This window comes from Actinomadura keratinilytica, assembly GCF_039539665.1.
Classification (GTDB): Bacteria; Actinomycetota; Actinomycetes; order Streptosporangiales; family Streptosporangiaceae; genus Spirillospora; species Spirillospora keratinilytica.
Genome location: NZ_BAABDO010000163.1, coordinates 1 through 11,465, shown reverse-complemented (window position 1 = coordinate 11,465; position 11,465 = coordinate 1). Strand labels below are relative to the sequence as shown.

Below are 11,465 nucleotides of genomic sequence, written 5' to 3'. Positions count from 1 at the left end.
GGCGGCCGCGCCGAGCCGGTCACCGCGGGCGACTGCGCGGGCGCGGCGGCCGGGCTGTTCGGCCTGCTGGCGGGCCTGACGTGGACGGCCCACCGGGGCGGGTACGACGCGTCCGGGCGGCTGTGGCGGCGGCTGGCGCGCGTCCCGGTCGGCGCGGCGGGCGTGTCGGCGTTCTACACCCTCGGGCTGTTCCTCGGCACCCAGCCGGTGCAGGCGTTCGCCGGGCAGGCGCTGCTGGCGCTGTGGGCGACGGCCGGGGCGCCGGAGGCGTTCTGGCGGCTCGGGCTGGCGGCGCACCCCACCCGCGCGGTCACCCGGGCGGGTGAGGAGCGCGCCGAAGTGCGGCAATAGACTCGGTCCATCATGGCCGCACCGCAGATCTCTCCCAGCATCCTGTCCGCCGACTTCGCCCGGCTCGCCGACGAGGTGGCCGCCGTCTCCGGCGCCGCCGACTGGGTGCACGTCGACGTGATGGACAACCACTTCGTCCCCAACCTCACCCTCGGGCTGCCGGTGGTGCAGTCGCTGCTCAAGCACAGCGCGCTGCCACTGGACTGCCATCTGATGATCGAGGACCCGGACCGCTGGGCGCCCCAGTACGCCGAGGCGGGGGCGGGCAGCGTCACCATCCACGCCGAGGCGGCCAAGGCGCCGATCCGCACCCTGCGCGCCATCCGCGCCGCCGGGGCCCGCGCCGGCCTCGGCATCAACCCGGCCACGCCGGTCGAACCGTACGAGGACCTGCTCGGCGAGATCGACATGCTGCTGCTGATGACCGTCGAGCCGGGCTTCGGCGGGCAGAAGTTCCTGGACGTGGTGCTGCCCAAGATCCGCCGCGCCCGGCGGATGATCAAGGGGCGGGAGCTCAACGTGTGGCTGCAGGTCGACGGCGGCGTCAGCGCCGAGACGATCGAGCGGTGCGCCGAGGCGGGCGCCGACGTGTTCGTGGCGGGCAGCGCCGTGTACGGCGCCGACGACCCCGCCGAGGCCGTGCGCCGACTGCGTGCGCAGGCCGAGCGCGCCACGCCCGCCGACTGAACCCTGCCGACCGACCTGCCGACCGACCTGCCGACCGACCTGCCGACCGACCTGCGCCGAACGTACTCGCCCGCCGGGCGGCAATGCCCCGAACAGCGCGTCGCGCACGGGGCCCGCCCGGCGGACGGCCTGGTCGGCAAGAAAACAAGCGAGCGCTTGGTTGGCCACTTTCGGTCGTGAAATGTCTCACATCCGGCCGGGAATGCCCGGCATGGCACACTGGTTGGCAGCAATGAACGCGTGCTCCGGGGTCGGTGAAACTCCGAACCGGCGGTGACAGTCCGCGACCCGGCCGAAGCCATCGGCCGGTTGACCCGGTGGAACTCCGGGACCGACGGTGAAAGTCCGGATGGGAGGCAGCGCGCTGGGCGTCCCGCTTCGCCGCCGCGGCGGCCGGGGCAGGGCGCCGCGTACACCGTACGCACGTCCCGGAGCCCGTGCCGAACGCATGAGGAGGCCCCGGGACATGTTCACCGGCATCGTCGAGGAACTCGGCGAGATCGTCGCGCTGGAGCCCGCCGGAGACTCGGCGCGCATCACCATCCGCGGCCCGCTCGTCACGCAGGACGCCGTGCACGGCGCGTCGATCGCCGTCAACGGCGTGTGCCTGACCGTGGTGGAGGTCGGGGACGGCGCCTTCACCGCCGACGCGGTCAAGGAGACGCTGGATCGCTCCAGCCTCGGCGAGCTCGGCCCCGGCGCCAAGGTGAACCTCGAACGCCCCGTGCGGCTGTCCGACCGGCTCGGCGGCCACCTGGTGCAGGGCCACGTCGACGGCGTCGGCCGCCTGATCTCCCGCGAGCCCGGCGACCGCTGGGACGTGGTCGTCTTCTCCCTGCCCCCCGAGCTGTCCCGCTACGTGGTCGACAAGGGCTCCATCACCGTCGACGGTGTCAGCCTCACCGTGGTCGAGGCGGGCGCGGACCGCTTCAGCGTCGCGCTCATCCCCACCACCCGCGAGCTCACCACGCTCGGGCTCAAGCGGCCCGGCGACCCGGTGAACCTCGAGGTGGACGTGGTGGCCAAGTACGTCGAGCGCATGCTCGGGAGCCGGGTGGCCCCGTGAGCTGGTACGAGGCCGGATTCCACGTCGCCGGGCAGAAGGTGCTGTGGACCGACCTGGCGGGCAACGCCTGCGCCCTGGCCACGGTCTGGCTGGCGACGCTGCGCACCGTGTGGACCTGGCCGGTGCAGCTGTCCGGTTCGGTGCTGCTGCTCGCCGCGTCCCTCAGCGCCCATGTCACCGGCAACGCGCTCAAGCAGGTGATGTTCGCCGTGCTGGCGGTGTACGGCTGGCACAGGTGGACGCGCGGCGCCCGAGGCGGCGACCTGCTCGTCCGTCCCGGCACCGCCCGCGAACGCGCCGCGCTGCTGGCCGCCATGGCGGTCGGCACGGTCGCGGTGGCGGTGCTGCTGGAGCATTTCCACGCGTCCTGGGCCCCCTGGCCGGACGCCTACATCTTCGTTGGCAGCGCGGCCGCGACCTTCGCCCAGGGCCGCGCGCTGATCGACTTCTGGTGGATCTGGCTGGCGGTCGATCTCGTGGGCGTGCCCCTGGCCCTGATGTCCGGCCTGTGGGTGAGCGGCGCCGTGTACGGCGTCTTTCTGGTGCTGGTGTTGAACGGGTACCGCGACTGGCGCCGTATCTGGCAGGCGCGAAGCGTGCATACCCCCCGACCCGAGGCGGTGGCCAATTGACCGAGACCGTGACCGACACTGCGACTGACAGCACGACCGACACCGCGCCCGACACCGCGCCCGAGACGGCGCTCGGCAGGGAGGGCCTCCTCGACGACATCGAGGCCGCCGTCGCCGACATCGCGGCGGGCCGGCCCGTGGTCGTCGTCGACGACGAGGACCGCGAGAACGAGGGCGACATCATCTTCGCCGCCGCCAAGGCGACCCCCGAGCTGCTGACGTTCACCATCCGCCACTCCAGCGGCGTGATCTGCGTGCCGATGCCCGGCGAGGACCTGGACCGGCTCGGCGTCCCGCTGATGACCGCCCAGAACAACGAGGCCATGCGCACCGCGTTCACCGTCAGCGTGGACGCCCGCGACGGCGTCGGCACCGGCATCTCCGCCGCCGACCGGGCGCACACCATCCGGCTGCTGGCCGATCCCGCCACCGGCCCGGCCGACCTCGTCCAGCCGGGGCACGTCTTCCCGCTGCGCTACCGGCCCGGCGGGGTGCTGCGCCGCCGCGGCCACACCGAGGCCGCCGTGGACCTGGCCCGGCTGGCCGGCCTGCCGCCGGTCGGCGTGCTGGCCGAGGTCGTCAACGACGACGGCACCATGGCCCGGCTGCCCGAGCTGCAGGTGTTCGCCAAGGAGCACGGGCTCAAGCTGATCTCCATCGAGCAGCTCGCCGAGTACCGGCGCCGCCGCGAGCCGACCGTCACCCGCGTCGTGGAGACCCGGCTGCCCAACCGGTTCGGGATGTGGCGGGCCGTCGGGTTCGCCGGCCGGATCGACGGCGGCGAGCACGTCGCGCTCGTCCTCGGCGACCTGGGCGACGGCGAGGACGTGCTGGTGCGGGCGCACTCGGAGTGCCTGACCGGCGACGTGCTGCACTCCGAGCGCTGCGACTGCGGCGCCCAGCTGGACGCGGCCATGGAGCGCATCGCCGCCGAGGGCCGCGGTGTGATCCTCTACCTGCGCGGGCACGAGGGCCGCGGCATCGGCCTGCTGGCCAAGCTGCGCGCCTATGCTCTGCAGGACGGCGGCTCCGACACCGTGGACGCCAACCTGGAGCTGGGCCTGCCGGCCGACGCCCGCGAGTACTCCGACGCCGCGCACATGCTGCGCGAGCTGGGCGTGCGGTCGGTCCGGGTGCTCACCAACAACCCGCGCAAGCTCGCCGGGCTGGACGGCTTCGGCCTGCGGATCCTGGGCCGCGAGGGGCTGCCCGCCGCCGTCACCGAGCACAACCGCCGCTACCTTGCGGCCAAGCGCGACCGCCTCGGCCACCTGATCGAGGGCCTGGCGGAGAAGGAGGAGGTCTCATGAGCGGGACGGGCCGTCCCGAGGACACCGTCGTCGATGCGCGCGGCCTCACCCTCGGCGTGGTGTGCACGCGCTGGCACCCGCAGGTCACCGATACCCTGTTGGAGCGGGCGCTGGCCGCGGCCAAGGCGTGCGGCGTGGCCGAGCCCGTCGTGGCGCGCGTCGCGGGGGCGCTGGAGATCCCGGTGGTCGCCCAGCGGCTCGCCCGCGACCTGGACGCCGTGGTGTGCCTGGGCGCGGTGATCCGCGGCGAGACCGCCCACTTCGACTACGTGTGCGACTCGGTCACCGCCGGAGTGACGCGGGTCGCGCTCGACGAGTCGACACCGGTGGGCAACGGCGTCCTGACGTGTGACACCATGGAGCAGGCACTCGACCGCAGCGGGCTGCCGGGCAGCCGCGAGGACAAGGGATGGGAGGCGACTGTGGCCGCACTCGACACGGCACTGACCCTGCGAGGGCTGCGGCATCACGGTCACGCCGGGCACGGCGTGGAGCATCCTGGCTCCTGAACGTCCCCGGTTCCGTCGACCACATCCCTCTCGAAAGGTTTCAACGTGCTGTCTCTCGTCCTGCCCAAGGGGTCCCTGGAGAAGGCGACCATGGAGCTGTTCGACGCGGCCGACCTCACCGTCCGCCGCGCCTCCGAACGCGACTACCGCGCCTCCATCGACGACCCGCGCATCGACCGGGTGCGGGTGCTGCGTCCGCAGGAGATCCCGACCTACCTGGAACAGGGCCTGTTCGACCTCGGCATCACCGGCCGCGACTGGATCACCGAGACCGACGCCGACGTGGTGAGCCTGGGGCAGCTGCAGTACTCCAAGGCCACCTCCAACCCGGTCCGCGTGATCATCGCGGTGCCCAACGACGCCCCCTGGCAGCGGGTGTCCGACCTGCCCGAGGGCGTGCGGATCTCCACCGAGTTCCCCGCGCTGACCCGGCGCTACCTCGACAAGCACGGCGTCAAGGCGACGGTCGTGCCGTCCTACGGCGCCACCGAGGCCAAGGTGCCCGACATCGTCGACGCGATCGTCGACCTCACCGAGACCGGCTCGTCGCTGCGCAAGAACGGGCTGCGCATCCTGGACACCCTGCTGACCAGCTACACCGAGCTGGTCGCCAACCGCGAGGCCTACGAGGACGAGGCCAAGCGGGCGGCCATGGAGGACATCTCCCTGCTGCTGCAGGGCGCCATCCGGGCCCGCGGCAACGTGCTGCTGAAGCTGAACGTCAGCAACGACCGGCTGCCCGCGGTGCTGGACATCATGCCGTCGATGTCCGCGCCGACGGTCACCCCGCTGGCGGGCGGCGACCAGCACGCGGTGGAGAGCGTGGTCGCCAAGCGCGGCGTCAACACCCTCATCCCGGCGCTCAAGGCGGCCGGTGCCCGTGACATCCTCGAAATCCCGATCTCCAAGATTGTCGACTGACGTTCCGCCGCTCCCGCTGGTGTGGCGCCCGCGCACCACGCGGATCGTGGCCTACGCGATGGCGGGCGTGATCGTGCTCGGCATGGTCGTGCTCGCCATCGTGGTGGCCCCCAGCTTCAAGCTCATCGACCGGGTCCTGCTGGTGCTGTTCGGACTGGCCCTGGCCTGGATCCTGCACATGCTGGCCCGCTGCCGCGTGGTCGCCGACGCCTCGGGCCTCACCGTGGTCAACGCCTTCCGCACCCGCCGCCTGGCCTGGGCCGAGGTGGTGGACGCGACGATGAACACCGGCGACCCGTGGCCCACCCTCGACCTGGCCGACGGCACCACCCTGGGCGCCATGGGCATCAACGCCACCGAGAAGGCGCGCGCCGCCCGCGACTTCGCCCAGCTCCAGGCCCTGCTGAAGACCCACGCCGAGGCCCCCGACCCGCAGTGACCCGCGCTCGCCCGGCGCCGCGGCGGCCGCTTCGCGCAGGACCGTCCCGGCCCGCGCCGCGCAGGGACCTCGGGTGCGCATGGTGACTAGGCTCGACTCTCCCTGTTCTGATGCGCGCGGCGAGGGAATTGAGCTTAACTAGGGAGGGTGAGTGCGATGCCTGCGGAAAGTGACGACGCGACTACGCTGTCGCTGCCGCAATGGGTGATCCCCCCGCCGGGGGGGTTCACCGCTGACGACTTCCTCAAGATGCGCGGCCTCCCCCGGCACACGGAGCTGATCGACGGGAGTCTCGTCTTCGTGAGCCCGCAAGAGAAATGGCACAGCCGGGTCATCAACCTTCTCGTCCAGGAACTCGACCGCCAAGCGCCCCCGGAGCTGCGCGCGGAACGGGAGATGGCCGTCAAACTCGCCAAACGCCAGGTTCCCGAGCCCGACGTGCTGGTCGTCACCGCCGAGGCCTATGCGCGGACGAGCCCGAGCACGCACTACTTCCCCGAGGACGTCGTGCTGGCGATCGAGGCGGTATCGCCCGACTCCGAGGACCGGGACCGCGACACCAAGCCGCGCAAGTACGCGGCGGGCGGCATCCGGCACTTCTGGCGGGTGGAGCAGCATGAAGAGGGCACCGTCGTGCACGTCTACGAGCGCGATCTGGAGTCCGGCGGCTACGCCCTGACCGGCATCCACCATGACCGGCTGCGCCTGAAGGTGCCGTTCGACATCGACATCGACTTCACCGACGTCTGGACCCGCCGCAACGGGTGACGGGCGTCAGGCGGTCAGCAGGGTGGCGGTGCCGGCGGCCACCAGGGCCAGGGCCCAGATCTGGTCGAGGTTGAGCCAGGCGCGGCGCAGGACGGTCAGGCCGAGGAACTCGTAGACGGCGACGGCGACGGCGCCCGCGACGGCGAACATGGCCAGGGTGTGCACCCCGGTCACGAAGATCCCCGCCGACAGGGCGCCGCCGCCGTGCAGGCCGTGGTCGTGGCCTCCGGGCGCGGGCAGGCCGGTCAGCACGGGCAGCAGCATCAGGCCCGCGCCGTGCACCGAGGACATCAGGAACGACCAGCACGCCAGCTGCCGCAGCGACAGCCGCATGCCGACCCAGCGGAAGTGCCGCTGCGACAGCAGGCGCCACAGGCCGAACCCGACGAGCACGGCCCCGCCCACGATCGCGACCACCCGGGTGGTGGTCACCGAGCGGGTGAGCGAGACCAGCACGGCGACCGCGCCGACGGAGGCGGCGTGCCCGGCGGCGATGGCGGGCAGCGACTGCAGCAGCCGTGCGCGGCTGCGTTCCTGCAGGCCGCGGGCGACCGCGAACAGCCAGCCCATCCCCGGGTTGAGGCCGTGAAAGGCGCCGAGTGCCACCAGCGCCGCCAGGGAGCCTTCGGTCATCTACGGGTCACGGGTAGCAGTAGGAGTCGGAGGACGCGTCGCCGCCCTGCAGACGCGTCTGGTGGGGGCGCAGGCCGCGGAAGTCGTCGCCGTGCGGGAAGAACCGCTCGTCGAACGCGAAGCCGTCCGGGGTGGAGTCGAGCTTGGCCATCCAGGCGCCCACGCCGTCGGGGTAGAACTGGTCGTCCCAGGCCCCGTACAGGGAGTTGGTGACGTAGACGCGGCGGCCGTCGCGGCTGACCTCCACCATCTGCGGGCCCCCGGCCAGCGGCAGGTCGGGGGCGGCGGGGTGCGGGGTGCGGCGGACGATGCCGCCGATGCGCACCGAGCCGGCCTCCACGGGGTGGAACGGGTCGCTGACGTCGTAGCGCTTGAGCTCGCCGGTGCCCCAGCACGACACGTACAGCCACTTGTCGTCGACGGACAGGTCGATGTCGGTGACCAGCGGCGGGACGGCGCCGAACGGCTTGATCACCGGCGGGAGGTCGGCGGCGTCGGCCGGTTCGGCGGGGATGGTGATGACCTTGCGGGCGGCCCACCGGTCGCCGTCGCGGTGCCACAGCCACACCGAGGCCGACAGGTCCTCGACGCTGACCACGACCCCGGCGAACCCGTACAGCCTGGTCGGGTCGTGGGCGGGGCGCAGCTCCAGCACCATCTGGTGCTCGTCGCCCAGGTCGACCGTCTGCACGTGGGTGCGCTTGCGCAGGTCGAAGAAGTGCAGGGCGTGGCCGTACTTGCGGCCGAGCAGCAGCTCGCCGACGACGCCGTCCTCCACCATGGACGGGGTGCCCCACTCGGAGGTGATCAGCACGTCGTGGGCGATGTGCCACCAGGCGTCGTAGGCCAGGTGCTGCGGGCCGCGGTCCACCTCCCAGCGGCCGAGCACCTCGAACGAGGTGTGGTCGAGCAGCGCGATGCCGCCGGGGCCGTCCGCCCCGTCGGCGCCGCCCAGGTTGGTCACGTACAGGCCCTCGGGGCCGCAGTGGACGGTGTGGGGGCGCGAGTAGCCGGCGCGTGCGGCCAGCTCCTCCGGCTCCACGGTCTTGACGATGCTGGGCTTCTTGGGGTCGTCCTTGGTGTCCAGGACGTAGATGCGCGACGAGCGCAGCCCCGGAACGATCAGGTAGCGGCGTTCGACGTGGGGGTGCGGCGCGTAGGGGCACAGGGCGCTGCTGCAGGCGTTCCAGCCGAAGTGGTGGAGCTCGTCGCCGAGGTTGGGCAGTTCGGCCCAGCCGACCACCGAGCCGTAGGAGTCGGATGCGGGGTCCACGTCCAGGACGGCGATGGCGTCGGGCTTGGCCGCGGCCCGGTCGAACGCGGCGACGTAGGCCAGCGTCTCCGGGGGCGCTTTCACGGCCTCCCTGGGCGAGGCGTAGAAGGTGGGATCCGGCTTCCACAGTGCCATGGCATGCTCCTACCCGGTGTCGGTTCGGGGTCACTTCGGTGCGGCGCGTTGCAACGGTGCCGGTCAGGTGACCGTCACGGGGTGGCGGACCACCGCTCCGAAGAGGTACCCGAGGGTGTTGTAGGGGACGGTGGCGGGCTGGACGGCGCCCGTCTCGTCGGTGGCCCGCGCCAGCAGCTCGTAGCGGCCGGGGCCGGGCGGGCGCCAGGGCAGCTCCCACCGCACCCAGGCGCGCGCCGGGGCGGGGCCGTGCAGGCGGGCGTCCCGCCAGGTGGCGCCGCCGTCCAGGCTGACCTCCACCCGGCGCACGCGTCCGTTGCCCGACCAGGACCGGCCGTGCAGCACGTGGGTGCGGCCGCCCTTCAGGGTGGCGTCCCAGGCCAGCTCGAACGCGCTCTTGACGTTCATGCGGGTGAGGGGCGCGCTGCCCTCCTCGGGGTAGTCGGGCCCGAACAGCCGGTAGTAGCGGGTGTTCCAGGGGGAGAACAGGGGGTGGTCGGCGACCTGGATGTCGCCCAGCCACTTGATGGAGGCGATGCCCACCCAGGACGGGACGACCAGCCGCACCGGGAAGCCGTGGTCGGGCGGCAGGGGCTTGCCGTTCATCTCGTAGGCCAGCAGCACGTCCTTGAGGGCCTTGGAGACGGGCAGGGGGCGGCGGACGCGGCCGAGGTTCTCGCCCCCGTCGGTGTAGTCGGGGTCCAGGCCGCGGGGGAGGACGTCCACGGCGCGGCGGGTCAGCCCGGCACGTTCCAGGACGGTGGCCAGCGGGACGCCCCGCCAGCGCGCCACGCCGACGGCGCCCAGCTTCCAGGGGGTGCCGGACACCTGCTGCCCCTGCTGGGAGGTGAAGAAGCCGCGCCCGTTGCCCGTGCACTCGACGGACGCGGTCAGCGTCTCCGACCGCATGCCGAGCAGGTCCTCGTAGGTGAACTCCACGGGGCGGTCCTCGGTGGGGGAGCCGTGCAGCCCGGTGCCCCACAGCTTCAGCCGCCAGGTGCGCGCGTCGATCAGCGGTGTGGACACGTGGTTGCGGACGAAGAAGCGGTCGGCGGGGGTGAGCAGGCCCTGCCCGCGCATCGCCTCCCAGCGCATCTCGGCGTTGGAGCCGTGGACGATGAACAGCTCGGGAGGCAGCGGCTTGACGATGGGCCCGGCGGAGGCCCCCGCGGGCACGGCCGCCGCCTGCGCCAGGGCGGCGGACGGCGCGGGCAGGGCCGCGCCCAGCCCGAGGCCCGCCGCTCCCGCGCCGATGCGGAACACCGCCCGGCGGGAGAGCCCTCCGGCGAACCGTTCCCGCCACTGCGCCGCCCGCACCCGCTCGTAGGCGGCCTCGTCCGTCAGATCCGCCCCGCTCATGTCCGGCTGCGTACCGTCAAGGTCCATACCGGCGATGCTGCTGAACCGGCGGCCGAAAGTCAACTTTCCCTACTTGATTGACCAAGAAACGCCATGGCGTTGAATCGGCGACAACTGCCGGTGAGAGACGGGCGTCCGATGAGTAGCCTGGCAGCGTGTGGGAGCCCGCGGCCGCCGCCGAGACCCGATCGCCCGCCGAGCTGGCCGACCTGCTGGACCGGCACGGCTACCTGTGCGACGAGGGCCTGGCCACCGCCTGCTTCCTGGCGCTGCGGATGCGGCGGCCGCTGTTCCTGGAGGGCGAGGCCGGGGTCGGCAAGACCGAGCTGGCCAAGACGCTCGCCGCGGTGCTGGACGCGCCGCTGATCCGGCTGCAGTGCTACGAGGGGCTGGACGCCGCCCAGGCCCTCTACGACTGGGACTTCCCCCGCCAGCTGCTGCACCTGCGGGCCGCCGAGGCCGCCGGGGTCACCGACGTCGCCCGGCTGGAAGGCGAACTGTACGACCGGCGCTTCCTCGTCGCCCGGCCGCTGCTGCGCGCCCTGGAGACCGTGCCCAGCGTGCTGCTGGTCGACGAGATCGACCGGGCCGACGACGAGTTCGAGGCGTTCCTGCTGGAGGTGCTGAGCGACTTCACCATCTCGGTGCCCGAACTCGGCACCATCCGCGCCGAACGGCCCCCGGTCGTGGTGGTCACCTCCAACCGCACCCGCGAGGTGCACGACGCGCTCAAGCGCCGCTGCCTGTACCACTGGCTGGAGCACCCCTCCTACGACCGGGAGGTGGCGATCATCCGGCGCCGGCTGCCCGCCGCGTCCGAGCGGCTGGCCGGGCAGGTCGCCGCCGCGGCCCAGCGGCTGCGCGCCCAGGACCTGCTCAAACCGCCCGGCGTCGCGGAGACCCTGGACTGGGCCGAGGCGCTCGTCGCGCTCGGCGTCCGCGACCTGGACCCCGACGCGGCGGCGGTGACGCTCGGCACCGTCCTGAAGTACCGCGAGGACCAGGAGCGCGTGCGCGGCCACGGCCTGGCCGCCCTGGTCGGCGGCGGCCCGCCCGGGAGGACGTGACGGCGATGGGCGCGACGCGGGACGTCACCGACACGATCGTCGGGTTCGCGCGCACGCTGCGCGCCGCGGGCGTCGGCGCCGACCCCGAACGCGTCCACGCCATGCTCGCCGCGCTCGACCACCTCGACGTCCTCGACCCCGCCGACGTGTACTGGGCGGGGCGGCTGACGCTGTGCTCCGACCCCGACGACCTGCCCCGCTACGACCGCTGCTTCGCCGCCTACTTCTCCGGGCGGACGGCCCGCCCCGGGCGCCGCCCGCCGCCTCCGGTGGCGGTGCGCTTCGCCGCCGCCGAGCCCGCCGCCGCGCCACGGG

At 73.1% G+C, this 11,465-nt stretch carries 12 protein-coding genes, 2 pseudogenes and 1 riboswitch; of the genes and pseudogenes, 11 read left to right on the top strand and 3 right to left on the bottom strand.

Annotation, left to right across the window (positions count from 1 at the left end; all coding sequences use genetic code 11):
- The 9 genes and pseudogenes from ABD879_RS30125 to ABD879_RS30085 all read left to right on the top strand — a co-directional run.
- Positions 1-351 (top strand): annotated as a pseudogene (locus tag ABD879_RS30125) (hypothetical protein); the annotation flags it as partial.
- Positions 352-363: 12 nt separating this feature from the next.
- Entirely contained in the window at positions 364-1,038 is a 675-nt protein-coding gene (rpe, locus tag ABD879_RS30120) for a ribulose-phosphate 3-epimerase (RefSeq protein ID WP_345025119.1), read from the top strand.
- A gap of 236 nt (positions 1,039-1,274) precedes the next feature.
- A riboswitch (FMN riboswitch) is annotated at positions 1,275-1,405 on the top strand.
- Between the two features lie 99 nt (positions 1,406-1,504).
- Positions 1,505-2,104 carry a riboflavin synthase gene (locus tag ABD879_RS30115; RefSeq protein WP_345025118.1) on the top strand — a complete coding sequence of 200 codons (600 nt, stop codon included), beginning with the start codon at positions 1,505-1,507 and terminating at the stop codon, positions 2,102-2,104.
- Positions 2,101-2,736 (top strand): nicotinamide mononucleotide transporter family protein, encoded by a 636-nt coding sequence (locus ABD879_RS30110; RefSeq protein WP_345025116.1) that lies wholly within the window; start codon positions 2,101-2,103, stop codon positions 2,734-2,736. Before ABD879_RS30115 ends, ABD879_RS30110 begins: the two co-directional genes overlap by 4 nt.
- Complete coding sequence (locus tag ABD879_RS30105; RefSeq protein ID WP_425549669.1) at positions 2,733-4,046, top strand: bifunctional 3,4-dihydroxy-2-butanone-4-phosphate synthase/GTP cyclohydrolase II; 1,314 nt, start codon at positions 2,733-2,735, stop codon at positions 4,044-4,046. Before ABD879_RS30110 ends, ABD879_RS30105 begins: the two co-directional genes overlap by 4 nt.
- Positions 4,043-4,555 (top strand): 6,7-dimethyl-8-ribityllumazine synthase, encoded by a 513-nt coding sequence (gene ribH / locus ABD879_RS30100; protein ID WP_345025114.1) that lies wholly within the window; start codon positions 4,043-4,045, stop codon positions 4,553-4,555. Before ABD879_RS30105 ends, ribH begins: the two co-directional genes overlap by 4 nt.
- Positions 4,556-4,600: 45 nt before the next feature.
- On the top strand, positions 4,601-5,476 hold the full coding sequence (gene hisG, locus ABD879_RS30095; protein WP_345025113.1) for an ATP phosphoribosyltransferase: 876 nt from the start codon (positions 4,601-4,603) through the stop codon (positions 5,474-5,476).
- Complete coding sequence (locus ABD879_RS30090; RefSeq protein WP_345025112.1) at positions 5,466-5,915, top strand: PH domain-containing protein; 450 nt, start codon at positions 5,466-5,468, stop codon at positions 5,913-5,915. Before hisG ends, ABD879_RS30090 begins: the two co-directional genes overlap by 11 nt.
- A gap of 156 nt (positions 5,916-6,071) precedes the next feature.
- Positions 6,072-6,683: a Uma2 family endonuclease gene (locus ABD879_RS30085; RefSeq protein ID WP_345025110.1), complete on the top strand. Its 612-nt coding sequence runs from the start codon at positions 6,072-6,074 to the stop codon at positions 6,681-6,683.
- Between the two features lie 6 nt (positions 6,684-6,689).
- On the opposite strand, the gene ABD879_RS30080 is transcribed toward ABD879_RS30085, so the two are convergent.
- The 3 genes from ABD879_RS30080 to ABD879_RS30070 form a co-directional block, all read right to left on the bottom strand.
- On the bottom strand, positions 6,690-7,316 hold the full coding sequence (locus tag ABD879_RS30080; protein WP_345025108.1) for a hypothetical protein: 627 nt from the start codon (positions 7,314-7,316) through the stop codon (positions 6,690-6,692).
- Positions 7,317-7,323: 7 nt separating this feature from the next.
- Positions 7,324-8,724, bottom strand: coding sequence for a selenium-binding protein SBP56-related protein (locus ABD879_RS30075; protein WP_345025106.1), 1,401 nt, complete (start codon positions 8,722-8,724; stop codon positions 7,324-7,326).
- Between the two features lie 63 nt (positions 8,725-8,787).
- Complete coding sequence (locus tag ABD879_RS30070; protein ID WP_345025104.1) at positions 8,788-10,083, bottom strand: sulfite oxidase; 1,296 nt, start codon at positions 10,081-10,083, stop codon at positions 8,788-8,790.
- Between the two features lie 155 nt (positions 10,084-10,238).
- Here ABD879_RS30070 and ABD879_RS30065 point away from each other — a divergent pair, with 155 nt between their 5' ends.
- Positions 10,239-11,150 (top strand): AAA family ATPase, encoded by a 912-nt coding sequence (locus ABD879_RS30065; RefSeq protein WP_345025103.1) that lies wholly within the window; start codon positions 10,239-10,241, stop codon positions 11,148-11,150.
- Between the two features lie 5 nt (positions 11,151-11,155).
- Positions 11,156-11,465: pseudogene (locus ABD879_RS30060) on the top strand (hypothetical protein); the annotation flags it as partial.